This is a genomic window from Streptomyces sp. NPDC018029 (genome assembly GCF_044327655.1).
Classification (GTDB): domain Bacteria; phylum Actinomycetota; class Actinomycetes; order Streptomycetales; family Streptomycetaceae; genus Streptomyces.
Genome location: NZ_JBIRFV010000012.1, coordinates 218,944 through 244,371, shown reverse-complemented (window position 1 = coordinate 244,371; position 25,428 = coordinate 218,944). Strand labels below are relative to the sequence as shown.

Annotated in this window: 21 protein-coding genes; 11 read left to right on the top strand and 10 right to left on the bottom strand. The window is 73.0% G+C overall.

The window, feature by feature from the left end; translation table 11 throughout:
- Positions 1–29 precede the first annotated feature (29 nt).
- Positions 30–2,579, top strand: a complete 2,550-nt coding sequence (locus tag ACH4D5_RS32690) for a polysaccharide lyase family 8 super-sandwich domain-containing protein (protein ID WP_398309611.1) — start codon at positions 30–32, stop codon at positions 2,577–2,579.
- Positions 2,580–2,612: 33 nt separating this feature from the next.
- On the opposite strand, the gene ACH4D5_RS32685 is transcribed toward ACH4D5_RS32690, so the two are convergent.
- Complete coding sequence (locus ACH4D5_RS32685; protein ID WP_398309608.1) at positions 2,613–2,807, bottom strand: ferredoxin; 195 nt, start codon at positions 2,805–2,807, stop codon at positions 2,613–2,615.
- A gap of 27 nt (positions 2,808–2,834) precedes the next feature.
- The gene (locus tag ACH4D5_RS32680; RefSeq protein ID WP_398309606.1) at positions 2,835–4,052 is read right to left on the bottom strand and encodes a cytochrome P450; all 1,218 of its coding nucleotides are present in this window, start codon (positions 4,050–4,052) and stop codon (positions 2,835–2,837) included.
- A 316-nt stretch (positions 4,053–4,368) separates the two neighbouring features.
- Between ACH4D5_RS32680 and ACH4D5_RS32675 the strand changes: the two genes are divergently transcribed.
- Together ACH4D5_RS32675 and ACH4D5_RS32670 are read left to right on the top strand one after the other, a co-directional pair.
- Positions 4,369–4,971 (top strand): GNAT family N-acetyltransferase, encoded by a 603-nt coding sequence (locus tag ACH4D5_RS32675; RefSeq protein WP_398309603.1) that lies wholly within the window; start codon positions 4,369–4,371, stop codon positions 4,969–4,971.
- An 11-nt stretch (positions 4,972–4,982) separates the two neighbouring features.
- A complete protein-coding gene (locus tag ACH4D5_RS32670; RefSeq protein ID WP_398309600.1) occupies positions 4,983–5,744 on the top strand; it encodes a class I SAM-dependent methyltransferase in 762 nt (253 codons plus the stop codon).
- Positions 5,745–5,754: 10 nt separating this feature from the next.
- On the opposite strand, the gene ACH4D5_RS32665 is transcribed toward ACH4D5_RS32670, so the two are convergent.
- On the bottom strand, positions 5,755–6,216 hold the full coding sequence (locus ACH4D5_RS32665; protein WP_398309597.1) for a winged helix-turn-helix transcriptional regulator: 462 nt from the start codon (positions 6,214–6,216) through the stop codon (positions 5,755–5,757).
- A gap of 152 nt (positions 6,217–6,368) precedes the next feature.
- On the opposite strand from ACH4D5_RS32665, the gene ACH4D5_RS32660 reads away from it, so the two are divergent.
- The 4 genes from ACH4D5_RS32660 (at position 6,369) to ACH4D5_RS32645 (ending at position 10,841) form a co-directional block, all read left to right on the top strand.
- Positions 6,369–7,652: an MFS transporter gene (locus ACH4D5_RS32660; protein ID WP_398309594.1), complete on the top strand. Its 1,284-nt coding sequence runs from the start codon at positions 6,369–6,371 to the stop codon at positions 7,650–7,652.
- 217 nt (positions 7,653–7,869) lie between these two features.
- A complete protein-coding gene (rsgA, locus tag ACH4D5_RS32655; protein WP_398309591.1) occupies positions 7,870–8,970 on the top strand; it encodes a ribosome small subunit-dependent GTPase A in 1,101 nt (366 codons plus the stop codon).
- Between the two features lie 172 nt (positions 8,971–9,142).
- Entirely contained in the window at positions 9,143–10,555 is a 1,413-nt protein-coding gene (locus tag ACH4D5_RS32650; RefSeq protein ID WP_398309718.1) for a DNA-3-methyladenine glycosylase 2 family protein, read from the top strand.
- A gap of 64 nt (positions 10,556–10,619) precedes the next feature.
- Positions 10,620–10,841: a hypothetical protein gene (locus tag ACH4D5_RS32645; protein ID WP_398309588.1), complete on the top strand. Its 222-nt coding sequence runs from the start codon at positions 10,620–10,622 to the stop codon at positions 10,839–10,841.
- Positions 10,842–10,848: 7 nt separating this feature from the next.
- Here the strand turns inward: ACH4D5_RS32645 and ACH4D5_RS32640 are convergent, their stop codons facing one another.
- The gene (locus tag ACH4D5_RS32640) at positions 10,849–11,331 is read right to left on the bottom strand and encodes a DUF456 domain-containing protein (protein WP_398309585.1); all 483 of its coding nucleotides are present in this window, start codon (positions 11,329–11,331) and stop codon (positions 10,849–10,851) included.
- 36 nt (positions 11,332–11,367) lie between these two features.
- Positions 11,368–12,399, bottom strand: a complete 1,032-nt coding sequence (locus ACH4D5_RS32635; protein WP_398309582.1) for a helix-turn-helix domain-containing protein — start codon at positions 12,397–12,399, stop codon at positions 11,368–11,370.
- A gap of 358 nt (positions 12,400–12,757) precedes the next feature.
- On the opposite strand from ACH4D5_RS32635, the gene ACH4D5_RS32630 reads away from it, so the two are divergent.
- Both ACH4D5_RS32630 and ACH4D5_RS32625 read left to right on the top strand, forming a co-directional pair.
- Entirely contained in the window at positions 12,758–13,996 is a 1,239-nt protein-coding gene (locus ACH4D5_RS32630) for a protein phosphatase 2C domain-containing protein (RefSeq protein ID WP_398309579.1), read from the top strand.
- An 87-nt stretch (positions 13,997–14,083) separates the two neighbouring features.
- Entirely contained in the window at positions 14,084–15,826 is a 1,743-nt protein-coding gene (locus ACH4D5_RS32625) for a pyruvate dehydrogenase (RefSeq protein WP_398309576.1), read from the top strand.
- Positions 15,827–15,859: 33 nt separating this feature from the next.
- Here the strand turns inward: ACH4D5_RS32625 and ACH4D5_RS32620 are convergent, their stop codons facing one another.
- Positions 15,860–18,904, bottom strand: coding sequence for an alpha-mannosidase (locus ACH4D5_RS32620; protein ID WP_398309573.1), 3,045 nt, complete (start codon positions 18,902–18,904; stop codon positions 15,860–15,862).
- 179 nt (positions 18,905–19,083) lie between these two features.
- On the opposite strand from ACH4D5_RS32620, the gene ACH4D5_RS32615 reads away from it, so the two are divergent.
- Positions 19,084–19,569 (top strand): ATP-binding protein, encoded by a 486-nt coding sequence (locus ACH4D5_RS32615; RefSeq protein WP_398309571.1) that lies wholly within the window; start codon positions 19,084–19,086, stop codon positions 19,567–19,569.
- Positions 19,570–19,588: 19 nt separating this feature from the next.
- Here ACH4D5_RS32615 and ACH4D5_RS32610 read toward each other — a convergent pair whose 3' ends face one another.
- Together ACH4D5_RS32610 and ACH4D5_RS32605 are read right to left on the bottom strand one after the other, a co-directional pair.
- Positions 19,589–20,662 (bottom strand): DUF2637 domain-containing protein, encoded by a 1,074-nt coding sequence (locus ACH4D5_RS32610; protein ID WP_398309568.1) that lies wholly within the window; start codon positions 20,660–20,662, stop codon positions 19,589–19,591.
- A 205-nt stretch (positions 20,663–20,867) separates the two neighbouring features.
- Positions 20,868–21,731, bottom strand: coding sequence for a (2Fe-2S)-binding protein (locus ACH4D5_RS32605; RefSeq protein ID WP_398309565.1), 864 nt, complete (start codon positions 21,729–21,731; stop codon positions 20,868–20,870).
- 139 nt (positions 21,732–21,870) lie between these two features.
- Here ACH4D5_RS32605 and ACH4D5_RS32600 point away from each other — a divergent pair, with 139 nt between their 5' ends.
- Positions 21,871–22,599, top strand: a complete 729-nt coding sequence (locus ACH4D5_RS32600) for a GntR family transcriptional regulator (protein WP_398309562.1) — start codon at positions 21,871–21,873, stop codon at positions 22,597–22,599.
- 84 nt (positions 22,600–22,683) lie between these two features.
- Here the strand turns inward: ACH4D5_RS32600 and ACH4D5_RS32595 are convergent, their stop codons facing one another.
- On the bottom strand, positions 22,684–23,445 hold the full coding sequence (locus tag ACH4D5_RS32595; RefSeq protein WP_398309559.1) for a hypothetical protein: 762 nt from the start codon (positions 23,443–23,445) through the stop codon (positions 22,684–22,686).
- A gap of 186 nt (positions 23,446–23,631) precedes the next feature.
- A complete protein-coding gene (locus ACH4D5_RS32590; protein WP_398309556.1) occupies positions 23,632–25,308 on the bottom strand; it encodes a PucR family transcriptional regulator in 1,677 nt (558 codons plus the stop codon).
- Positions 25,309–25,428: the final 120 nt, after the last annotated feature.

Here is a 25,428-nt window from a genome sequence, read left to right as displayed (position 1 = left end):
GCCGTCGTACGCCGTCGTTGGAGGCCGTCATGGAGCTCACCCGCAGACGCCTGCTGTCCGCCCTGTCGGCCGCCGGTCTCCTGGCGGTGGTCCCCGTGGGCCGGCTGACCGCCGCCGCGAGCGAGGCGGGCCGCGCCCGGCTCCTCGCCAACACCGTGGCGGTCTTCGCCGGTACCGCCGCGTCCAACGCGCGCCCCGAGGCGGCCGCGAAGCTCGCCGCCGTCGAGCGGACCGCGCGGGCCGACCTGAAGGCGATGGACGACGCCGGCGAGGGCGAGCTCTTCGCGGGCCTGGTGCTCGGCACCGACGAGGCCAACCTGAACACCGCCTACCGCAGGCTGTACGAGATCGCCCTGGCCACCCGCACGCCGGGCCTCCCCGCCGACCTGTACGACAACCGGGCCGTGCGGCGCCGGGTGATCGACGCTCTGGCCTGGCTGCACGAGCGCTACTACGCGGACCAGGCCAAGGGCTACTACGGCAACTGGTTCCACTGGGAGATCGGCATCTCGCAGCACGTCAGCAAGACCCTCGTGCTGCTCGCCGACGAAGTGGCCGCCCACCGCCCCGACCTGCTGCCCGCCTACGTCGCCTCGATGGACGCCTACCTGCGCAACGGCACCGACGGCGACGTGGACCTCGACTCGCGCTTCCACACCGGCGCCAACCTCGCCGACATCACCACCAACCGGATCCTCCAGGGCGCGCTCCTGGGCGAGCCGGGCGAGGCGCGGATCCGCAAGGCCCTCACCGACCAGCTGACGGTCTTCCTCACCATCGACCCCTACCGGCTGCGGCACGGCGTGACCGACGGCCACTACGCCGACGGCTCCTTCATCCAGCACGCGTCCGTCGCGTACACCGGCTCGTACGGCAAGGGGCTGCTCACCCGCGTCGTACAGACCCTCAAGATCCTCGAAGGCACCGGGTTCGCGCACGGCGAGGAGCTCGTGCCGACCGTGTACGGCTGGGTGCGGAACGGGTTCGCCCCGCTGATCTTCGAGGGCTGGATGATGGAGATCGTCAAGGGCCGGGCGGTGTCGCGCCCCGACTCCGGATACACCGACGTCGCAGTGGTCGTCGAGGCCGTCGTCGACCTCTCCTCACTCGCGACGGGCGCCGCGGCCACCGCCCTCAAGAGCTACGTCAAGCACGTCAGGGCCACCTCGCGCACCGCCCTGGACCCGGCCCGCTTCGTCTCACCGGTCAGCGTCGTCCGCTACGCCGACATCCTCGGCGACACCGCCGTCCCGCCCGCCGACCTCAACCCGGCCGCCCGCAGCGTCGCGTTCAACGCCATGGACAAGACCGTGCACCGCAGGCCGGGTTACGCCTTCGCGCTCGCGCGGAGCTCCGACCGGATCAGCAAGTACGAGTACATGAGCGGCGAGAACCTCATGCCGTGGTTCCAGGGCGACGGCGCGTACTACCTCTACCTCTCAGGGCAGGACCAGACCCGGGCGTACGGTGTCGACTACTACACCACGGTCTCGCCGTACGGCCTCGCTGGCGTCACCGCCCCGGTCGAACAGCGGCGCACGGTACCGGAGTTGTACGGCAAGCCGTTCTACGACAACCCCGGCCACCCCCTCCACTTCACCTCCTCCTCCGAGTCGCAGAACAAGTACGTCTACTTCCCGCGCGGCACCGCCCGGTACTCGGGCGGCGCCGTCCTCGGGGCGTACGGCGCGGCGGGGATGGTGCAGTCCGACGACGCGGCGTACCGCGACCGGGCGCTGCTGCCCGACGACTTCGTGGTGTACCGGAACGCGACGGCGACGAAGTCGTGGTTCCTGCTCGACGAGGAGATCGTGGTGCTCGCGGCGGACGTCGGCGACGCGGCGGGGCGCGCCGTCACCACGACCGTCGACGCCCGCACCGCGGCCGCCGACGACCGGATCACCCTCACCGGCATGCTCCGCGACGGCCGCCCCTGGACCGGCCCCGGCACCGCCGACCTGCGCTGGCTGCGCTACGCCAACGCCACGGAGGGCACCGCGGTCGGCTACATCCTCCTCGACACCCCGCGGGTGCGGGTCACCCTGGATCGGGTCACCCGCAGCCGCAGGGCCGTGCGCACCGCCAACCCCGATACGGCGGTGACGCGTTCGGTGTTCGGCGTCACCGTCGACGGGGCGGCGGGCGCCCGACCCGCGCGGCTTGCCTACGCCTTGGTGCCGAACGCCGACGACGACCGGTTGCGCGCCCACCGCCATGGGCCGCTCAAGGTCCTCGCCAACTCCCGTCACCTGCAAGCCGTCTCCCACGCGGGGCTCGGCATCACGGCCGCCAACTCCTTCACCCGGGGGTGGCACGAGACCGCGGGCCTGCGCGTGCACGGCCCGGCCTCGGTCATCGTGCGCCGCCAGGATGCGAAGGGGCGCAGGACCGTCTCCGTCGCGGTGTCCGACCCGACGACGGACCGGAGCGCCGTGACGGTCCTGCTCCGCGGCCGCCCCCTGCGCAAGGTGACCGCGGATCCACAGGTCCGGGTGAGCAGGGCCCCCGGCGGCACCCGGATCGAGGTGGACACCCACCACGCGTACGGCGGAAGCTTCACGGCCACGCTCGAAGAGTGAAGTCCCTTGCACGCTTGCCGTGTTGGTGGTGTATCAGCCCGGCTCGACGCTGATCGCCTGCACCGGGCACACCCGCGCGGCCTCCCGCACCAGCGGGTCCCCGCCACCGTCCTGGCGGCCGGGCAGCACCTCACTGAGGCCGTCGTCGTCCTGGGTGAAGACGCTCGGCGCGGTGAGCGCACACATGCCCGCGCCCACGCACCGGTCCTTGTCGACGTGAATCGTCACGCGCTCCAGCTCCACGGTGGCCGCCCCCTACCAGGTGACGGGGAGTTCGAGCATCCCCTGGATCGTGTCACCCGGCTTGAAGGGGATGTCCTCCGGAGGCGCCGCGAGGCGCAGCCCCGGCAGGCGTTCGAAGAGGGTCCCCAGCGCGATCTCCATCTCGGCCCGTGCGAGGTTCTGGCCCAGGCACTGGTGGATGCCGAAGCCGAAGGCGAGGTGGTGCCGGTCGGCGCGGTGCCAGTCCAGGCCCTCCGGATCCTCGTACACCGTGCCGTCACGGTTGATGAGGGACGTGGCGAAGATGACGCCGTCGTGCTCGCGGATGGTGCCCGCGGAGGTCTCGATGTCCTCCTTCGCCACCCGCAGCAGCCCGTCCGCGATGGACAGGAAGCGCAGCAGCTCCTCGACGGCGGCCGGCATCAGCGGTGGGTCGGCGCGCAGCCCGGCCCGCAGTTCCGCGAACCGCTCGGGGTGCTGGAGCAGCGTGAACGTACCGAGGGAGATCATGTTCGCCGTCGTCTCGTGCCCGGCGATCAACAGGATCGTGGCGAGCCTGACCAGCTCGTCCCGGTCCACCGCGCCCGACGCGAGCTGCTGCTGGATGAGCTCGTCGAGCAGCCCGTCGCCCGGGGTGGCGCGCTTGAGGTCGATCAACTCGTAGAAGTACGCGTCCAGTTCTTCCCGCGCCTGCTGCGTGTCGTCGGGGGTGGGCCCGCGCAGCAGCCGCCGCGACTGCTCCTCGAAGAACTCGTGGTCGGCGTAGGGCACTCCCAGCAGGGCGCAGATGACCATCGAGGGGACGGGCAGCGCGAACGCGCTCACCAGCTCGGCGGGCGGGCCCTGTTCGACCATGTCGTCGAGGAGCAGGTCGACCGTCGCCTGGATCTGCGGGCGCAGGGCCGCGATCCGTTTGACGGAGAAGCTGGGGATCAGCATGCGGCGCTGCGTGTTGTGCTCCGGGTCGTCGACGCCGAGCAGGGCGACGCGGCGGTCGCGGAGCCGGGCGAAGCGTTCGGTCGGGATGGGGAAGGCCTCGTTCTCGCGGTCCGCGGACAGCCGCGGGTCGACGAGCAGCTCACGCGCCGCCGCCCGGCCGGTGACCAGCCAGACGGAACGGCCGTCGAACAGACTGACGCGGGAGAACGGCGGGTCCTCGCGCAGCGGTGCGTAGGCGGTGGGCGGGTGGTACGGACACGTGCGGTCCTGGGGGAAGGTGATGGATTCGATCGGCTTCGTCGTCTCGGCCATGGAAGCACCTCGCAAGTGCGGTTCGTCCCTGATCCATCCCCATTGGATGGCTGAGGCAACTAATTCGTCCACGACAAGACCGGCCACATCGCCGGGGCGCCACATCTGTCCGGAACAACCCCCTCCGCTCAACCTGGCTGCGTCTATGGCTCCGGGACGGCGCGCCGCGGTCATTTCTCCGTCTCACGACTGCGGTTGGCCGCAGTTGGCCGCCGCCGACCGCCGTCGGTCACTGCCGACGGATAAATTCCGGCCGAGTGCGCGCACAGTCGTGCGAAGATCCGGAGCGACCGAGCGGCCACTGTGGAGGAAGAGGATGTTCGCGATACCCCTGGGTGACGGAGGCGATGGAGGCGACGGGGCCGAACTGCGGCCGCTGGAGCCCTGGCAGGCCGAGGAGTTCCTCGCCCACATGGACCGTGGCCGCGACTTCATCGGCCGCTACGTCGGACTCCCCGACATCACGGCCGACCTGGACTCCGCCCGCTCCTGGCTCCAGGCGTACGCCGACAAGGCCGCCGACGACACCGGCCGGCTGTACGGCATCCGGCTCGACGGTCGACTCGTCGGCGGTGTCCTCCTCCGGGCCTTCGATGCGGCGGCGGGCACCTGCGAAGTCGGCTGCTGGCTGGAACCGGACGCCGCCGGACGCGGCCTCGTCACCCGCGCGGTGCGCGTCGTCATCGACTGGGCGATCGAGACCCGCGGCATCCACCGCGTGGAGTGGCTGGTAGCCCCCGAGAACACCCCGAGTGTCAATGTGGCCAAACGGCTCGGCATGAGCCGCGAGGGACTCCAGCGAGAGAACGACCCCTATCGGGGCGTGCGGCAGGACACCGAGATCTGGTCGGTACTGGCACCCGAGTGGCGCGCCGCACGCGCAGCACACGCCACTCACGCCGAACCGGTCACGAACTAAGGGGGCATCACATGGCCGACGAGGTCGACGGCACCGTAGCCGCCGAATTCGGGCACCCCCGCCTCGCGGCGCTCTACGACGCGCTCGACCCCGACCGCGGCGACCTCGACCCGTATCTCCGCATGGCGGAGGAGTTCGGGGCGCGCCGGGTCCTCGACATCGGCTGCGGCACCGGCGTGTTCGCGCTGCTCCTGGCCGCGCGCGGGGTCGACGTCGTCGGCGTCGACCCCGCGGAGGCCTCCCTCGACGTGGCCCGCGCCAAGCCGGGCGGCGATCGGGTGCGCTGGCTCCACGGCGACGCGACCGCGCTGCCGCCGCTGCGCGTCGATCTCGCGACCATGACGGCGAACGTCGCCCAGCAGATCACCGATCCGGACGCGTGGCGCGAGACCCTGCGAGGTGCTCGTGAGGCGCTGCGCCCGGGCGGGCACCTGGTCTTCGAGACCCGGGACCCGGCCCGCCGCGCGTGGGAGGACTGGAACCGCGAGGCCACGCACGGCGTCACGGAGGTCCCCGGCGTGGGGGCGGTCGAGAGCTGGGTGGAGGTGACGGAGGTCAACGGCCCGCTGGTGTCGTTCCGTTGGACCTACGTCTTCACCGCGGACGGCGAGGTGCTGACGTCGGACTCGACGCTGCGCTTCCGCGACCGCGCGGAGGTCGAGGCGGAACTGGCCGCTGGAGGTTACGTGTTGGACGCCGTCCGCGACGCGCCGGACCGGCCGGGCCGGGAGCTGGTGTTCGTGGCGCACCGGCCGGGGGAGGACCGCGACTGACGGCCGGGCCTCAACTCCTCTCGTCGGGAGTGACCTTGTGGACGACGGTGTCGTCCGGGCGCAGCCGTCGCCCGTCCGCGGCCAGCACGTCGAGTGCGCGCAGAGGCTGCCCCTGTCGGCGGTCCACCAGCTCCGAGTGCGGTTCGCCGGGGGCGAAGAAGTTCTCCTCGCCCCACTGCCGCAGGGCCACGATGACGGGGAAGAGCGCCTCGCCCTTCGCGGTCAGTACGTACTCGCGGTAGGCGCTGCCGTCCGAGGCCGGGGCGGACTCGAGGATGCCGCCGGCGACCAGCGCGCGCAGGCGCGCGGTGAGGATGTTCTTCGCCACGCCGAGGCTCCGCTGGAACTCCCCGAAGCGCCGGCTTCCGTCGAAGGCGTCCCGCACGATCAGCAGGGACCACCAGTCGCCGATCGCGTCCACCGACCGGGCGACGGGGCACTCGCTGTCGTCGAAGCGGGTCCTGCTCACCATGGCGTCCCTCACTCTCGTGCACTCGTGTCTCTCGCGTCCGGCACTCCCGCACCCGGCGCTCCCATCTTGGTTGCAACATGCTACCAAGACGGTTACCGTCGACGCCGTCGCCACTGGTAGCAAGATGCAACCGCCTAGGGAGGGGAGTGCCCATGTCCGGCAACTGTGCGGCCGTGCCACGACGGACCGAGGCCGAGAGGGAAGGCGGCGAGGGCTCCGCGTACGTCCTGTCCCGCGGCGTCGTCGCCCTGTTCGCCGTCGCCTGCGGTGCCGCGGTGGCCAACGTCTACTTCTCCCAGCCGCTCCTGGTCACCATGGGCCACGACCTCGCCATGAGCCCGGCGCTCGTCGGTAGCGTGGTCACGCTCACGCACGTCGGCTACGGCCTCGGACTCTTCTTCCTCGTGCCGCTGGGCGACATGGTCGACCGCAGGCGGCTCGTCGTCGCCCAACTGCTGCTCCTCGTATCCGCGTTGGCCGTGGTCGCCACCGCCCCCACGGCGGCGACACTGCTCGTGGGCGTGGCCGCGACCGGGCTCCTCGCGGTCGTCACACAGACCCTGGTGGCCTTCGCGGCGTCACTGGCACCCGCCGCCGGGCGCGGCCGCGTGGTCGGCCTCGTCACCAGCGGCGTCGTCATCGGCATCCTGCTCGCCCGCACCGCCTCCGGCCTCATGGCCGATCTCGCGGGCTGGCGTTCCGTCTACGCCGCCTCGGCGTCGCTCACCGCCCTGCTCGCCCTGGTCCTGTACCGCGTGCTGCCGCACCACGGCGCCGCTCCGCCGACGACCCTGCGCTACGGCCAACTCCTGCGCTCCACGGTCACCTTGTTCGCGCAGGAACGACTCCTGCGCCTGCGGGCCCTCTTCGGCCTGCTGGTCTTCGCCGCGTTCAGCACCCTGTGGAGCAGCGTCGCGCTGCCGCTCAGCGAAGCGCCGTACTCCCTGTCCCACAGCGCGATCGGGGCGTTCGGACTGATCGGTGTCGTCGGCGCCCTGGCCGCGGGCGTGGCGGGCCGCCTGAACGACCGCGGGCTCTCCCGGCGCACCACCGGCATCGCCCTGGCGCTGCTCACCGTCTCCTGGCTGCCGTTGGCCTTCACCCGCACCTCGCTCTGGGCCCTGGCAGCCGGGGTGATCCTCCTCGACCTCGCCGTGCAGGCGGTCCACGTCACCAACCAGACCCTGATCTACGCGCTGCACCCGGAGGCGGGAAGCCGGCTGATCGGCGGCTACATGGTCTTCTACTCGATCGGCAGCGCCACCGGCGCCCTCGCCGCCACCTCCCTCTACGCGGCGGCCGGCTGGGGCGCCGTCTGCGCGCTGGGCGCCACGCTCAGCTTCCTGGGCCTCGCGCTGTGGGCGTTCACCGGGCACAACGCCACGGAATCCGGGGCGCGGAAAAACCAGTGGTGGTCCGGGAGGGGGCGGGGCTAGGCTCTGCGTGTTGCCAGGTGGCCGGTCGGCTGTCCGGCTGGGGCGCCCGGTTCGCCGGGCCGAGCAGGAAGTGGAGGTGTAGACCGATGGCTGTCGTTGCGATGGGCGCTGCCCGCATCCGGAAGTTCATCAAGTCCACCTCCGTGGCCTCCGGCTGACCTGAATCTCTCCGCGCCGACAGCGCGTGTGCCGGGGCCACCCTGTGAAGGGTCACCCCTTGTCTTCCTCTTCAACCTCTTCATCCCTCCTCCTCAGCGCCTATGGCTGGGACTCCTACTGGGAAACCGAGTTCGCGCCGTACGCGGCGCGAGGCCTCGTGGCCGGGCGCGTTCTCCGGGTCGACCGCGGACAGTGCGACGTCGTCACCGCCGAAGGAACCGTGCGGGCCGACACCGAGTTCGTCACCCCGCGCGACCCGCTGAAGGTCGTGTGCACCGGCGACTGGGTCGCCGTGGATCCGGACGGCGCCGACCCTCGCTACGTACAGGCGTATCTGCCGCGGCGCACGTCCTTCGTACGGTCCACCTCGTCCAAGCGGTCCGAGGGACAGGTCCTCGCGGCCAACGTCGACCACTCGATCATCGCGGTGCCGCTCACCGCTGAGCTCGACCTCGCGCGGATCGAGCGCTTCCTCGCCCTCGGCTGGGAGTCGGGCGGGCAGCCCGTGGTCGTGCTCACCAAGGCCGACCTCGTGCCGGACGCCGCCACGCTCGGCCACCTCGTCGAGGACGTGGAGACCTCGGCGCCCGGCGTGCAGGTGCTGCCGGTCAGCTCCACGACGGGAGAGGGCGTCGACATCCTGTCCGCCGTCGTCTCCGGCGGTACGTCGGTGCTGCTCGGCCAGTCCGGCGCCGGGAAGTCGACGCTGGCCAACGCGCTCGCCGGCGCCGACATCATGGAGGTCCAGGCGATCCGTGACGTCGACGGCAAGGGCCGCCACACCACGACGACCCGCAACCTCATCCTGCTGCCCGGCGGCGGAGTCCTCATCGACACGCCGGGACTGCGCGGGGTCGGCCTGTGGGACGCCGAGAGTGGCGTCGGACAGGTCTTCTCCGAGATCGAGGAACTGGCGGCCGACTGCCGGTTCCACGACTGCGCCCACGCCGCGGAGCCCGGCTGCGCGGTGCTCGCCGCCGTCGAGGACGGCACCCTGCCCGAACGCCGCCTCGACAGCTACCGCAAGCTGATCCGTGAGAACCAGCGCATCGTCGCCAAGACGGACGCGCGGGCCCGCGCGGAGATGCGCCGCCAGTGGCGGCTGCGGGGGGCGGAGGGGCGTGCGGCCGTGGATATCAAGCGAGGTCGCTTGCGCTGAGCAGGAGCGGTGGGGGTGCGTGGGCCTCAAGGGGTGCGTGGGCTGCTGCGGGAGCGTCGTGGTTGCTCGCGCAGTTCCCCGCGCCCCTGAAGGGGCTGCGCCCCCCCAGGGCCGGTGTCGTGTCCGAAATCCGCCAGCCCGCGGCCTCCCGCCGCTCCACAATGGACCTGTGATCGATGAAGAGACCAGGTACGAGGCCGTGCGCAGCCGGGACGCCCGGTTCGACGGGGAGTTCTTCTTCGCCGTCGCGACGACCGGCATCTACTGCCGGCCGAGCTGCCCCGCCGTCACCCCCAAGCGGCAGAACGTCCGCTACTACACCACCGCGGCCGCCGCCCAGACCTCCGGTTTCCGTGCCTGCCGCCGCTGCCGGCCGGACGCCGTGCCCGGCTCCGCCGACTGGAACGTACGCGCCGACGTGGTGGGCCGCGCCATGCGCATGATCGGCGACGGCGTCGTCGACCGCGAGGGCGTCCCGGGGCTCGCCGTGCGCCTCGGCTACAGCGCCCGGCAGGTGCAGCGCCAGCTCACCGCCGAGCTGGGCGCGGGACCCGTCGCCCTGGCGCGGGCGCAGCGCGCGCACACCGCCCGCGTGCTGTTGCAGACCACCGACCTGCCGATCACGGAGATCGCGTTCGCCGCCGGGTTCGCCAGCGTCCGGCAGTTCAACGACACCATCAAGGCGGTGTACGCGCTGACACCGACCGCCCTGCGCGCCGCCGCCCCGCGGCGGGGCGCGGCCCGGGCCACACCCGCCGCCGGCATCCCGCTGCGCCTCGCCCACCGGGGCCCCTACCGCGCCGACGCCGTCTTCGACCTGCTCGCCGCCGAAGCGGTCACCGGGATCGAGGAGGTCACCGGCGAGCGCGGCACCCGCACCTACCGGCGCACGCTCCGGCTGCCGTACGGCACGGGCATCGTGGCCGTCGAGGAGGCGCGCGACGGGGCCGCGGCGGCCACCGGCGGCGGGTCGGGCACCGAGGCCCTGCACCGCGGCGGCTGGCTCGACGCCCGCCTCCACCTGACCGACCTGCGCGACCTCACCACCGCCGTCCAACGCCTGCGCCGCCTCTTCGACCTGGACGCCGACCCGTACGCCGTGGACGCCCGGCTCGCCGCCGATCCCCGGCTCGCCCCGCTCGTCGAGGCCCGGCCGGGGCTGCGGTCGCCGGGCGCCGCCGACCCCGACGAGTTCGCGGTGCGCGCGCTGGTGGGCCGGGAGGGCGCCGAGCGGCTCGTGGCGCGGCACGGCAAGGTCCTCGACGCGGCGTGCGGGCGGCTCACCCACGTCTTCCCGGCACCCGCCGAGCTGGCCGCCGAGCCGGGCCCCCTCGGCGTGCTGGCCGCGGCGCTCGCCGACGGCTCCCTGCGCCTGGACGCGGGCGCGGACCGCGACGACGCCGAGGCGGCGCTCCGCGCCCTGCCCGGCCTGGATGCGCGGACGGCCGCGGTCATCCGGATGCGGGCGCTCGGCGACCCCGACGTGGCCCTGCCCGGCGCACCGGAACCGCCCTCCGACTCCTGGCGCCCGTGGCGCTCCTACGCCCTGCGCCACCTGGCCTTGGCGGCCCCCGCCGGTTTCTAAGAGGCCCTCTCATCCCGGGGAGGGAGACTGCGCGTCGTCACCCCGACCGATGGAGGTGCCCGTCATGCGCAGCCATGTCCGCCGAGCCGTGATCGCCGCGGCTGCCGCGGCCGTGCTGGCCGGGACGACCGGCGCGGCCTTCCCCACCGTCCCCGTACACCGGAAGCCCACCGCGGTGCTCCAGGAGGATCCGGCACCGCACGATCCCGGCGGCGGCACCCACAAGCTCATCAGGGACCAGATCGACATCGACCTGGTCGAAGAGGACCGGCACCGGTCGGGATGAGGGCGGCTCAGCCCCAGATGAGCGCGCCCAGCCATGCGCCCAGGATCAGCAGGCACGCGAACAGCTCGGTCAGCACGCTGCCACCGCCGCCCCGCATGGCCGCCCGCGTCGCCGCCACCGCCTCGCCGTGCCCGCCGAGCCGCAGCCGCTCCCCGGTGTAGATCCCGCCGACGAAGCCGGGGATCGCCCCGATCACCGGCAGCACGCAGAATCCGATGAGCGCGCCGGCCCCGGCGAAGACCCCCATCCGGCGCGTGGCACCGCTCTCGCGCAGCCGCCGGGGCGGCAGCTGCCAGCGCACGGCCTGCGACGCGAGCAGCACGGCCGTCGCGCCGACGAGGATGCCCCAGGCGAGGCCGTTCGGGTCCTGCAGCGTCCACCACAGGACCGCGGCCCACACCAGCCACGACCCCGGTACGCCGGGCACCAGCACTCCGCACAGGCCGAGCAGCATCACCACACCGACCAGCAGGAGTTCCCACGCTCCCATCTGCCCAGAGTGCCCGAGATCCGGCGAAACCGCAGGTCAGGTTTGCCCCCGGGCGCCCGGGGCCCGGTTCCGGTGCGGCCGCGGGCGCCGCGCCACCCAGTCGCGCTCGTACGCGTGCCAGCCCAACTGCAGCCGTGTCGTCACGCCCGCAAGCTCCATCAGGCGCTTCACCCGGCGCTGCACCGTGCGCAGCCCCAGATCGAGCTGTTTGGCGACGCTCGCGTCCGTCAGGCCGGCGAGGAGCAGCGACAGGATCTCCAGGTCGGTGCCGTCCGGGCCCTCGGGGGCGTCCTCGGTGAGCGTGCTGCCGTCCTCGCCGATGCGCAGCGGCAGTGCCTGTCGCCACACCGCCTCGAAGAGGCCCGTCAGCGATTCGAGCAGACCGCTGGCGTGCACGACGAGGGCGGCGGGCTCCGCCGTGCGCGAGGTCAGCGGGACCATCGCGAGCGAGCCGTCGGCGATCACCAGCTTGGTCGGGACGCGGTCCACCACCCGCACCCGCTCGTCGCGGCCGATCGCCGTCGACAGCTCGACCAGGCCCGTCGGCAGGTCGAGCACGGTGCGCTCGATCACCACGCGGTAGCGCACACCGCGCCCCGCGGCCTGCTCCTCGGCGCTGTTCTCCATGCCGGTGACGGCGACGGGGCTGCCGGTCACCAGCGCGCACACCTCGTCGCTCGCGCCCAGCTGCAGCTGGAGGAAGCGCTGCGAGACGGCGGCCGCCCCGGTGACCACCTCGACCAGGTCGTGGACGGCCGGTTCGGCGGCCTGCGCCCGGTACTCCTCGGCGAGCAGCGTCGCCGCGAGCTCGGCCCGCTCCAGCTCGTGCCGCCGCTGGGTGAGGAGCGCGCCGAGCGCGACACCGGGCGGCGCCGCCACCCAGCGGCCCGCCCTGCCGGACGCCTGCGCGGCCAGGCCGTGCCGCTCCAGGCGGCGCAGCGTCCGCTCGGTCTCCGGCTCGCCGAGGCCGAGCCTGCGCGCCAGGTCCGCGACGTCGGCGGCGCCCACTGACACCAGCGCCCGGTACGCCGACTCGTGCGTCTCGTCCAGACCGATCGCTGCCAGCATGCGGGACATCATCCCCGCACCACCCGCGACTCCGGAACGGGGCGGTGGGCGACGAGGACGATTGAACTCAGCGCGGCTGGGAACGCGGGTCAGGAGCCCGGTTCGCTCACAAAAGCGAATCCGTCCTGTTCGTTCTCCGGGACAACAGGTCCGGCTCAGCAGTCGGCTGACGGGCGGTCACGACACCTCCGTCACACAGACCGTGGCCCGCGCCGATGACGCGCGCCGGCCACACCGGCCCCGCCGGGCGGTCCTCCTGTGGGGGGTGGGCCCGCCCGGCGGTCCCCACCGTCCCCGGAATGGCCGGAATTTCCGGATGCACCGTTTTCGTACGGCCTCCGCGGTGGAAAATAAGGGCATGAGCCAGCAGGGGGACACACCCACCGGCCGCGACGACGACTGGTGGGGACAGCTGTACGACGACGCCGCGCCGGACACGGGTCCCGCGCCCGCGCCGGACACCCTGGACGACAGGTTCGCCTCGGCGGCGGACACCCTGAAGACGGACCTCCCCGCCCCACGCGCCCCGCGGCCCGCCCCGCGCATCCCCGAGCCCGCCTCGCCCACCCGGGCGAGCGGGATCTTTGCGGATGCGGACGGCCCCGGCGGACCACCCGGCGACACGGGCGGCATCGGTCACGTGGGGGACGGGCCGCCCACCTATGAGGCCGAGCCCACCGTCCTGCCCGCCGCCGATCCCGACGACCTCGCCGATCTCGTCCCCGACACCGTGCTCGAAGGCGCGCGGTACGGCGGCAGCACCCTGCGCGCCGCCTCCGTGCGCGGGGACTCCGCCAGATACCGGGGCGAGCCGCGCCGCGACGCCCTGCTCACCGCCCGCTTCGGCACCGGCGATGACGCCCTCGTGCTCGTCGCCATGGCCACCGGCGCCCGCGCGACCCCGGGAGCGCACCGCGCCGCCGCCGAGGCCTGCGCGTGGATCGGCCGCGCCGTGGGCCGCAGCCACCGGCGGCTCGCCGAGGACATCGGGGCCGCCCGGCGCGGCGACCTCAAGTCGGGCCTGCACCGCCTCACCGACCGCAGCCTCGGCAGGCTCCGCGCGCACGCCGCCGACCTCGGCCTGGCGCCGGAGGAGTACGCGGCATCCCTGCGCTGCCTCCTCCTTCCGGCCGATCCGCGGTGTCGTACGCGCGTCTTCTTCGGCGTCGGCGGAGGCGGCCTGTTCCGGCTGCGCGACGGCGAGTGGCAGGACATCGAGCCCCGCGTCGCCGACGCCACCGGCGACCCCGTGGTCGGCTTCGGCTCGCCGCCCCCGCCCCCGCCGTCCCCGGACGCGGACCGGCTCACCATGGACCTGGGCATCACCACGCCCCCCAGTCCCTACGAACCCGCCCCCGAGCCGCCCCGCGACCCCTTCCGTTTCCGTGCCTCGGTCGCCCGCCCGGGTGACACGCTCGTCCTGTGCAGCGGCGGCCTCGCCGAGCCCCTGCGCGGCGAGCCCGAGCTGGCCGCGCACCTCACCCGCAGATGGGAGAAGACGGGCCCGCCGGGCCTCGCCGCCTTCCTGGCCGACATCCAGGTCAGGGTCAAGGGGTACGCCGACGACCGGACGGCCGCCGCGGTCTGGGAGGCATGACCGCCGCACCTGTGAATTCATGGACCGAGAAAGATCGGGCAAGAGACACCAAGACAGCCCATACGGTCCAAAAGAGGTGCGTGCAGCATGGCCAAGCAGAACGTCGCCGAGCAGTTCGTCGACATCCTCGTCCGCGCGGGCGTGCAGCGTCTGTACGGAGTCGTCGGCGACAGTCTCAATCCGGTCGTGGACGCCATCCGCCGTACGAAGGAGATCGACTGGGTCCAGGTGCGGCACGAGGAGACCGCCGCCTTCGCGGCCGGCGCCGAGGCCCAGATCACCGGCAGGCTGGCCGCCTGCGCGGGCTCCTGCGGCCCGGGCAACCTCCACCTGATCAACGGCCTGTACGACGCGCACCGCTCCATGGCGCCGGTCCTCGCCCTCGCCTCGCAGATCCCCTCCAGCGAGATCGGCCTCGGCTTCTTCCAGGAGACCCACCCCGACCGCCTGTTCCAGGAGTGCAGCCACTACAGCGAGCTGATCTCCAGCCCGAAGCAGATGCCCCGGCTGCTCCAGACCGCCATCCAGCACGCCGTCGGCCAGTCCGGCGTCAGCGTCGTCTCGCTGCCCGGGGACATCGCATCCGAGCCCGCCCCGGACAAGGCCGCCGAGACCGCCCTGGTGACCTCGCGGCCCACCGTGCGCCCCGGCGACGAGGAGATCGACAAGCTCGCGAAGATGATCGACAAGGCGGGCAAGGTCACCCTCTTCTGCGGCAGCGGCACGGCGGGCGCGCACGCCGAGGTGATGGAGTTCGCCGAGAAGATCAAGTCCCCGGTGGGCCACGCCCTGCGCGGCAAGGAGTTCATCCAGTACGACAACCCGTTCGACGTGGGCATGAGCGGCCTGCTCGGCTACGGCGCCGCGTACGAGGCCACCCACGAGTGCGACCTGCTGATCCTGCTCGGCACGGACTTCCCGTACAACGCGTTCCTGCCGGACGACGTGCAGATCGCCCAGGTCGACGTGCGCCCCGAGAACCTCGGCCGCCGCTCGAAGCTGGACCTCGCCGTCTGGGGCGACGTGCGCGAGACGCTGCGCTGTCTGATCCCGCGCGTCTCGCCGAAGACGAACCGCAAGTTCCTCGACAAGATGCTCAAGAAGCACGCGGACGCCCTCGAAGGCGTCGTGAAGGCGTACACCCGCAAGGTCGACAAGCACATCCCGATCCACCCCGAGTACGTCGCGTCGGTCCTCGACGAGGTCGCCGCCGACGACGCGGTGTTCACCGTCGACACCGGCATGTGCAACGTCTGGGCGGCCCGCTATCTCACCCCCAACGGCCGGCGCCGCATCATCGGCTCGTTCAGCCACGGCTCCATGGCGAACGCCCTGCCGCAGGCGATCGGCGCCCAGTTCGTCGACCGGCGCCGCCAGGTCGTCTCGATGTCGGGCGACGGCGGCTTCTCGATGCTGATGGGCGACTTCCTCAGCCTCGTCCAGCACGACCTGCCGGTGAAGGTCGTCCTGTTCAACAACTCCTCGCTCGGCATGGTGGAGCTGGAGATGATGGTGGCCGGTCTGCCCAACTACGGCACGGCGAACCACAACCCCGACTTCGCCGCCGTCGCCCGCGCCGCCGGGGCCTACGGCGTGCGCGTGGAGAAGCCCAAACAGCTCGCGGGCGCCCTGAAGGACGCCTTCGCGCACAGGGGCCCCGCCCTCGTCGACATCGTGACCGACCCGAACGCCCTCTCCATGCCGCCCAAGATCAGCTCGGACATGGTGACCGGCTTCGCCCTCTCCGCCAGCAAGATCGTCCTGGACGGCGGGGTGGGCCGCATGCTCCAGATGGCCCGCTCGAACCTGCGGAACGTGCCGAGGCCATGACTCCTGCCCGCATGGCCCCGGCACGCGGACGCGTCAGGCGGGACGCAGTCGCAGCGTGACGATCTGGAACGGCCGCAGCGCGAGCGCGAGCCCGGCCTCGCCCGTCGCGGCCTCGTGCAGCGGCCGCTCCAGCAGATCGGTCACCTCGGCCCGCGCCACCGGGAACGACGTGGCGAGCGTGGCCGCGGCCCGCCCGCCGCGCGACTCGTAGAGCCGTACGATCACGTCGCCGCTGCGGTCGTCGGCGAGCTTCACCGACTCGACGGTCACCGCCGGATGGTCGACGCTCACCAGCGGCGGCAGGACGGGCGCGTCGGCCACCCGCAGCGGCAGGTTGAGCGCGAGCCCCTCCGCGACCGCGTCGCCGGTCGTCGCCCCGGGCAGCAGCGCGTACGTGAACCGGTGCGCGCCCTGGTCCGTCTCCGGGTCCGGGCTGTGCGGGGCCCGCAGCAGCGTCAGCCGCACGGTGGTGCCGAGCGTGCCGTCGTGCTCCGTGCGCGTCACGTCGTGGCCGTACGTCGAGTCGTTGAGCACCGCGACGCCGTACCCCTCCTCGGCGACCCGCAGCCAGCGGTGCGCGCAGATCTCGTAACGCGCCGCGTCCCACCCGGTGTTCGCGTGTGTCGGCCGGTGCACATGGCCGAACTGGATCTCGGCGGCGGACCGTTCGGCGTGCACGTCCAGCGGGAACGCGGCCTTGAGGACCTTCTCCGACTCCCGCCAGTCGACGTCCGTGACGACGTCGACCCGGCGGCTGCCCGCCGCGAGCCGGATCTCCTGCGTGATCCGCGAGTTGCCGAAGGCCCGCACCACCCGCACGGCGACCCGCAGTGGCCCGTCCTCGACGAGCTCGACGGACTCGGCGTCCGTGAGGTCGGTGTGCCGGCGCCGGTAGTGCTTGTCGAGGTCCCAGGCGTCGTAGTGCGTGGGGTGGTCGGGGTGCAGCTGGAGGAGGTTGCCGGGCGCCGCCAGGACTTCGCGGCCCTCGGCCAGGTCCATCACGGAGACGAGGAGCCCGGCGGCGTCGACCGTGACGTTCAGGTGCTCGTTGGTGAGGAGGATCGTGTCGCCGGTGGTGTGCGCGACCGCGCCGGACCCGGCCGCACGGGCGGCGTCGAGGCTCTGCGTGCCGAGCGCGGGGACGTCGACGCGCACCAGCGTGCCGTCCCCGGGATCGACCACCTCGTCACGGGCGTACGGCGAGGCGTTCAGCGCCACGGGCCCGCCCGCGCCCAGCGACCGCACCGCCGACGCCGTGAGCTCGTCGAGCTCCGCCAGGACCCGCTCGTACGTGTCGCGCGCCTCCCGGTGCACCCAGGCGATCGACGAGCCGGGCAGGATGTCGTGGAACTGGTGCAGCAGGACCGTCTTCCACAGCCGGTCGATCGTGTCGTACGGATAGACGTACGCCGGATCGCGCACCGCGGCGGCCGTGCACCACAACTCCGCCTCGCGCAGCGCGTGTTCGCTGCGGCGGTTGCCGCGCTTGGTGGCCGCCTGGGTGGTGTACGTGGCCCGGTGCAGCTCCAGATACAGCTCCCCGGACCAGACCGGGGCCTGCGCGCCGTACTCCTCCTCGGCCGCCGCGAAGAACGCCGACGGCTTCTCGATCTCCACCCGCGGCGACCCCTCCAGGGAGCGCAGCCGCCGCGCCCGCTCCATCATCTCGCGGGTGGGCCCGCCCCCGCCGTCGCCCCAGCCGAACGGCACCAGGGAGCGGCTCGCCCGGCCCTTGTCGGCGAAGTTCCGCTCCGCGTGCGCCAGTTCGGCGCCGTGGATCTGCGAGTTGTAGGTGTCCACGGGCGGGAAGTGGGTGAAGACGCGGGTGCCGTCGATGCCCTCCCACCAGAAGGTGTGGTGCGGCATCTTGTTGGACTGGTTCCAGCTCAGCTTCTGCGTCAGGAACCAGCGGACGCCCGCGAGCTTCGCCAACTGCGGGAAGGCCGCCGTGTATCCGAAGGAGTCCGGCAGCCAGATCTCCTCCGTCTCGACCCCGAGCTCCTCGCGGAAGAACCGCATGCCGTGCGTGATCTGCCGCGCCAGCGCCTCGCCGCCCGGCATGTTGGCGTCCGACTCCACCCACATCGAACCCACCGGCGCCCAGTTGCCCGCGGCCACCGCCTTCTTGATGCGCTCCCAGATGTGCGGCTGGTGCTCCTTCACCCAGGCGTACTGCTGGGCCTGCGAGCAGGCGAAGACCAGCTCCGGATACTCCCCGGCGAGCGCCGTCACATTGGCAAAGGTCCGCGAGGCCTTGCGCACCGTCTCGCGCAGCGGCCACAGCCACGCCGAGTCGATATGCGCGTGTCCGGTTGCCGATACGCGGTGTGCGCTGGCGTGTGCGGGCCGGGCGAGGACGTCGGCGAGCTCGGCGCGGGCCGTGGCGGCGGTGCCGGACACGTCGTGCAGATCGAGTGCGTCGAGCATGTCCTCAAGAGCCCGCAGAATCTCGTGGCGACGCGGACGTTCGGCGTCCAGTTCGCGCATCAGCTCGGAGAGGACCTCGATGTCCAGGGTCAACTGCCATACGTCCTCGTCCAGTACGGCGAGATCGGCAGACGCGAATCGGTAGATCGGGCTATTGCCTGCGGTCAGTACGTCGCCGAGCGGGGTCGGCACGAAGTCGTGCAGAACGGCGGGATTGGCCGCCGCTTCGAGGAGTAGGTGCACCGGTTCGCCGCCCCGGGCCGGGGAGGCCACCGGAATATGCCGGTTGCGCGGGTGAACACCCTTGAGGGGAACGCCCGCCGCGTCGTAGACCAGACCCTCCGCCTGGAAGCCGGGCCCCTCCCCGGTGAAGCCGGGGTCGATCACCACTTCGACCCGGCTTCCCCGCCACTCCTCGGGCACCTGCCCTTGAAGCCGGAACCAACTGGTCGACCAGGGGTTTCCCCATTCCGTGCCGGTCTCGAAGGGCACGTACTCCGCTTCGAGCGCGGTCCCGACGGGCACCGGCTCGCCCGGCGCGTGCCAGACGGAGAGGGTCAGCGGGGTGCGCCGCGCGTACTGGGCGGGGCGGATGAACTGGCGCAGCGCCCGCTCCAGGCGGCCTTCCACCAGCAGTCTGTCGTCGTGCACTCGGGGGCTCCTCGGAACGTTCGGCGGTGGGGTCCACCGCTTCACTTCCCCCCGATCCCCGGACGCACCCCCCGCGATTGGTTGATGATTCGACAGGCTTGCTGCCACGGGCCCGGGGCATGCATCCCGTGAGGCTGTTCGAGCAGGGAGGCTGACACATCGCTTTGTGGGCGGGGGTCATGAGGAGGCAATCACGAGGGGGCGGCTCCGGGGCGATCGGGGCCTCTTCATCGAACGTACGCGACGAGAGGACCGGTGAAGCGCCGGGCGGACCCCATCGGGGTCAGCTCACGCGCAGGCTGGGGAGAGCGGATCTGCGCGCGGTGTCCGAGGTCAGGAAGGCCCTGAGGGAGCTTCTGAGGCACTGGGGGAAGCCGGGCAGGTCCGACATAGCCGAACTGCTCACCAGCGAGCTGGTCACGAACGCACTGGTGCACACCGATCACGACGCCGTCGTCACCGCGACCGTGGGCCCGCGCGGCCTGCGCGTCGAGGTGCGGGACTTCGTGGGGCGCCGCCCCGAACCCCGGGTGCAGAGCGCCGGCGAGGGCACGAGCGGCCGGGGCCTGGTCCTCGTGCAGTCCCTCGCGGACGCGTGGGGCGTGCGGACGCACGGGGTCGGAAAGGCGGTGTGGTTCGAGCTGGACGGCGGCGGCACGGCGTGAGCCCGCCGCCGCCCGGCGGTCAGCCGAACTGCTGCTCCAAATCCTTCAGCTTCTGCTCCAGCGAGTCGAGCCGGGGCAGGGTCTGCGTGTCGTCCTCCGCCGTCAGGTCGACGGTGACGGGGGCGGCAGGGTCGGCGTCGTCATGGCCGTCCCTGACGGCCTGGAGGGAGGGACGGGGGCGTACCGGCAACTGCTCCTGCGCCGGTATGGCAGGGTCCGCGCCGACCTGCGCGGACCCGGCGGCCGGTGCGACGGCCTGCACCTCGACCTGCCGGCCGCCGCCGCGGGCGTAACCCCGGTGGCCCCGGCTGATCGCCTTGAGCCGGGCGCGCTCCAGCTTCTCCCGGTCGCGCCTGTGCAGCCGGGTGCGCTCCTTCTCGCGACGGTCCTCCCGGACCTCCTCGACGGCCTCGTCCAGGGTGCGGACGCCTTCGAGGAGCATCAGCGACCAGGCGCCGAAGGTCTCGCGCGGCGCGCGCAGCCACCGCACGATGCGGATCTGCGGCAGCGGGCGCGGCACCAGGCCCTGCTCGCGCAGCGCCGCCCGGCGGGTCTGCTTCAGCGCGCGGTCGAAGAGCACCGCCGCCGACAGGGACATCCCGGCGAAGAACTGCGGAGCGCCCGCGTGGCCGAGGCCTCTCGGCGCGTGCACCCAGTTGAACCAGGCGGCCGCGCCCGCGAACGTCCACACGAGGAGGCGCGAACCGAGCGCCGCGTCACCGTGGCTGGCCTCGCGCACGGCGAGGACGGAACAGAACATCGCCGCGCCGTCGAGGCCGAACGGGACCAGGTACTCCCAGCCGCCGGTGAGGCTGAGGTTCTGCCGGCCGAAGCCGACCAGGCCGTGGAAGGAGAGCGCGGCGGCGACGGCGGCGCAGCAGAACAGCAGCACATAGGAGGCGGTTCCGTAGATGGCTTCCTTGCGTCTGCGGCGTTCCTCGCTGCGCTCCCACGAGTCGTCGCCCGCGGTTCCCTTCGCCGTCTTGTCATGGCCTCGCTTGCCGCGCGCGAGCACCGCCACCGCCACCAGCATGCCCAGGAGCAGGACGCCGCCGGGAAGCAGCCAGTCCAGCGATATATCGGTCAGTCTCATCTGGGGTCCCTTGCGTCGCGGTAGGGCGTATCGGGCGCCATATTGACCCAACCCGGATGGCCCTCAAGGGGTTTCGGGACAAGAGGACGCCATGGGGGTGCAAGGGAGGGCGCACGGCGTACTTTTGCTCGAACTCGCGGCGGGGAGCCGGTGGTTGAGTTCGATTAACCGTGCACGAAGGGGTGGTTCGGGCGGCTGTGGGGGATCAGCTCGCCGCGGCGTCCGCGCTCAGCCGCACGATGCGCTCGGCGTCGCAGGTGCGCGGGCAGGTGACGCAGGCGTCGTCGGGGCGCAGCGTGTAGAACATGCAGCAGCTCGCCCGGTCGCGGGTCGGCAGCTTCTCGCCGTTCGGTCCCGTCAGCTCCCGGAAGCCGGCCGTGCCGACGTACGGCTTGGTGGCGCCGGGCAGGAGCCGCTCCAGCTCCGTCATCGCCCGCTGCTCCTCGCCGAGGAGGTGGGCGACGTACCAGAGGCCCTCGACGATCTCGTCGGTGGCGAGGCTCCACAGGGCGCGGGAGCGGCGCCGCATCCGGGGGCCGAAGCCGTCCAGGAGCGGGCCGAGGTGCTCGGCGACGGAGGCCCGCACCTCGGCGCGCAGCGCTTCCTCGTCCGGCACGACGCGGGCGCCGGGGAGGGACGCGGCCGGGTCGTCGGGCAGGCAGGCGAATGCGCCCGTGCGTACGGCCAGATGGCCGAGGGTGCGCTGGAAGGAGACGTCGGCGACCGGGAAGCGGGGCACGCGGCGGTGCAGGAACCACGGGACCGTGATGAGGAGGGTGGCCGGCCAGGCGTAGCGGTGCAGGCCGAAGCTGGCGACCACGTCGGGGCGGGCCTGGGTGCCGTAGTCCTTCAGGATCTGTGCGTTGTCCCAGGCGAGGAACGCGTCGAGGTCGGCGCCGCCCTCCGCGAGCCGGGCGGCGGTGACCCAGCCGGCGCCCTGGGGGATCCGTTCGCCGGGGGCGAGCTCGGTGATGCGCAGTCCGGAGTACACCTCGTTGAGGCGGGCGTACGAGCCCGCTACGGCACTGGAGGCGCCCTGGAGGGGTGCGGCCAAGGTGGGTACGGACATGCGGGGAACCACCGAATCGCGATCGATAGCAGGTAAGCCTTACCTTACCCGACGTGATCGAGGTTTCAACTCGGGTCCTGTCCGCCTATGGTGCCTCTCGTACCTTTCGGAGCAGTGGAAAGCGGGGCGGGCGGACGTCGTGGAGCAGACCGGAGCACGCGACGGGGCTTCCCTCGCCGGGGTGCCGCGCGTCCGGGTGCCGGAGCAGGCGGGCTCCGGGGTGCGCGGGCCGCGCCGCACGGTCCGGCGCAGCTCCGTGCGCGGACAGGTCCTCGCTGCGCTGCGGGCCGCCCTCGTCGGCGGCGAGCTCGCGCCCGGCGAGGTGTACTCGGCGCCGGTCCTCGGCGAGCGCTTCGGCGTCTCCGCGACGCCTGTCCGCGAGGCGATGCAGCAGCTGGCCACCGAAGGTGCCGTGGAGGTCGTGCCCAACCGCGGCTTCCGGGTCACCGAGCGCAGCACCCGCGAGCTGGCCGAGCTCGCGGAGGTGCGGGCGCTGATCGAGGTGCCGGTGATGCTGCGGCTCGCCCGCACGGTGCCCGCGGCGCGCTGGGCCGAGCTGCGGCCGCTGGCGGAGGCGACCGTGACGGCCGCGGCGGTCGGCGACCTCGCGCGCTACGCCGAGTCGGACCGCTCCTTCCACGGTGCCGTCCTCGCCCTCTCCGGCAACCAGCAGCTCGTCCAGGTCGCGGACGACCTGCACCGCCGCTCGCAGTGGCCCCTGTCGAGCGGCCCTGTCGCGGGCCGCCGCGCCGACCTCATCGCCGACGCGGCAGAACACATGGCCCTCCTCGACGCCCTCGCCGCCCAGGACTTCTGCGTGGTCTCGTCCCTGGTCCAGGAACACTTCACGGGGTCCGGCTCGGCCTGACCCCGGCGTGGTGCTTCCCTGTGCCGGAGGGCCCAGCGACCCCGTGGGCGCCGGTGTATGGGGGAGCCGGCGCCCGTGAGGGAGCTAGACCGCTGCTGCGGGCGGTTGCAGGTGGTGGGCCAGCCAGGAGGGGACGCCGCCGAGGAGGCGGAAGAGGCGGGTGGCCTCGGCGCGTAGGCGGGTGGCTTCCGGTTCGGGTTCTGCGTCCGCGAGTGCGGCGAGGGCGGGGGCCGTGCCGACCAGGTAGCCGAGTTCCTCGCGGATGCGCAGGGATTCGGCGAAGCCGTGCCGCGCCTCCGCCAACTCCCCGTCGCGCAGGGCGAGTCCGGCGAGGTGGCGCCAGGTGAAGGAGAGCAGCAGCGAGTCGGAGCGCGCGGTGGCGCCCGCGTGCGCCCTGCGGTAGGCCGCCTTCGCGGACTGCGGCGAGTCCGCGATGTGCTCCGCGATCAGCCCGCGGCGGAAGTCGAGGAGCGGCCGCCCGGAGGCGTTCGGGGCGAGCAGCGCCGCCGCCCTGCCGAGTGCCGTGCGGGCTTCGTCGGCCCGGTCGCGTACCCCCAAGACCGTTGAGGCGTACGCCAGTTGGCCTCGCTCGCAGGCCGCGGCACCCCGGCCGTCGTCGTTCTCGGCGAGGGCCTCCGCGGTCCGCAGGACGTCCTCCGCCTCACCCCAGCCGTCCCCCGTGAACAGGCACCGCTCGACGAGGAGGGCCGCCCTCTGAAGTGCCGCCGCGGCCCCCGCCCGTGAGGCGAGCAGCTCCGCAGCGTCGGTCCAGCAGCCGCGCGAGCGCAGCCGCCATACCGCGGTCTGGAGTGGATCGTGCTCTGCAGTCGTTCCGGTACCAGACATGGCGGTATGCGCCACGTTGCCCTCCCCGAGCACACCATTGAGCTGTTGAGTCGTGGGCGAATCTCAGCATGGATCGCGGCGTGCGGCCAAGAGGTCGGGTGAAAGAATTCACAAAGGGAGGGTAAGGAGACCTGCCGGGCCCGGTCGGCGGTGACTTCCCTCCGGCCGGGCCCGCGCCGGATTCCCTCAGCTCATCCGCAGGGCGAGGAAGAAATCGAGCTTGTCCTCGAGCCGCGAGAGGTCACGACCCGTCAACTGCTCGATACGGCCCACCCGGTAGCGCAGCGTGTTGACGTGGAGGTGTAGCCGCGCGGCGCAGCGCGTCCACGAACCGTCGCAGTCGAGGAACGCCTCCAGGGTCGGGATGAGCTCGGCGCGGTGGCGCTGGTCGTACTCCCGCAGCGGGTCCAGGAGCCGTGCCGTGAACGCCCGGCGCACGTCGTCCGGCACGAACGGCAGCAGCAGGACGTGCGAGGCCAGCTCCTGGTGCCCGGCCGCGCAGACCCGGCCGGGCCGGGCCGCCGCCACCCGGCGGGCGTGCCGCGCCTCCTCCAGGGCGCCGCGCAGCCCCTCCGCCGAGTGCACGGAGGCGCTGACGCCCAGCGTGAGGCGGCCGTCGCCGTCGAGGCCCGCGGCCAGCGGGTCGTGGACGGAGGCGAGGAGCGCGTCCGCGAGCAGGCCCGTCTCCGGGCCGTCGTGCTCGCCGGCGACCGCGGGCAGCGGCACGAGGGCGATCGCCTCGTCGCCGGTGTGCGCGACCGCGATCCGGTCGGACGGCTCGGGGCCCGCCGCATGGGGGTCGACGAGGATCTCCTCCAGGAGCGACTGGGCGACAGGGCCGCCGTCGATCTCCCCGCCCTCCCACTCGACCCGGGCCACCACGACCTGCCAGTGCGGGGCCGTGCCGAGCCCAGGCAGCAGCACCGGCGCGGCGACGCGCAGCCGGGCCGCGATCTCCGCGGGGGCCGCGCCCGTCTGCACCAGCTCCAGGACCTCCTGGGCGAGACGGCGGCGCACCGTGCGGGCCGCGTCGCGCCGGTCGCGCTCCACGGCGATCAGCTGCGTCACGCCCTGCAGCAGGTCGAGCCGCTCCTCGGGCCAGTCGCCCGCGTCGGCCTCCACCGCGAGGACCCAGTCGGAGAGCACCGACTCGCGCACGTCACGCGACGCGCCGGCCGTGCCGCGCCCACTGGTCCGAACGGGGAACAGCGAGTACGTCACGGAGTCCACCGAGACGCGGTGCGGGCCGCGCCGCCCCGTCCGGACGGCCGCCAGGTGCTCCCCGGCGAGGCGCGCGCAGAGCGGCCCCGGCAGGGCGGTCCCCGCCGCGCTCGACCCGGCGATCACGCGCCCGGCGGGGGAGAGCACCCAGGCCCGCAGGTCCAGGTCGGTGCCGAGCAGGTCGAGGACGACGTCGGGGCCGCCGCCCGCCGGGCCCGACGTCATCAGACGCCGGTGCCGGTCGACGACGGCCGCCAGGTCCCCGGCACGCTCGCCGGAGACCTGCCGCACCACGTGCTCGGTGATCGTCGCGAAGGCCACGGATTCGTTGACCGCGAAGAGCGGAAGGCGGTGCCGGGCGCAGGCCTCGACGATGTCCTCGGGGATGTCGCCGAGCTCGGCCTCGCCGGCGGCCAGGGCCGCGACTCCGGCGCTCGCGAGGATCCGCACGAAGGGTTCCGTGTCCGAGGCGTCGCGGCGCCAGGCGAGGCCGGTGAGGACCAGCTCGCCGCCCGCCAGATAGCGGCTGGGGTCCCGCAGGTCCGTGGTCATCACACCGCGCACGGTGCGGTCAAGCTCGTCCTCGCCGCCGAGCAGCCGCAGGCCCAGCGCGTCGGTGTCAAGGAGTGCGCGCAGCCGCATGGGGTCGTCGCCGCCGATCTGTCTCGAATGGTGTGTACAAACATGTGCGCTCGGTAGCGCCGGGGCCCTGTGCCGCCGGGCGTCCCCCGTTTCCCGGGGGAATCCGCGAGGTTACTGGGG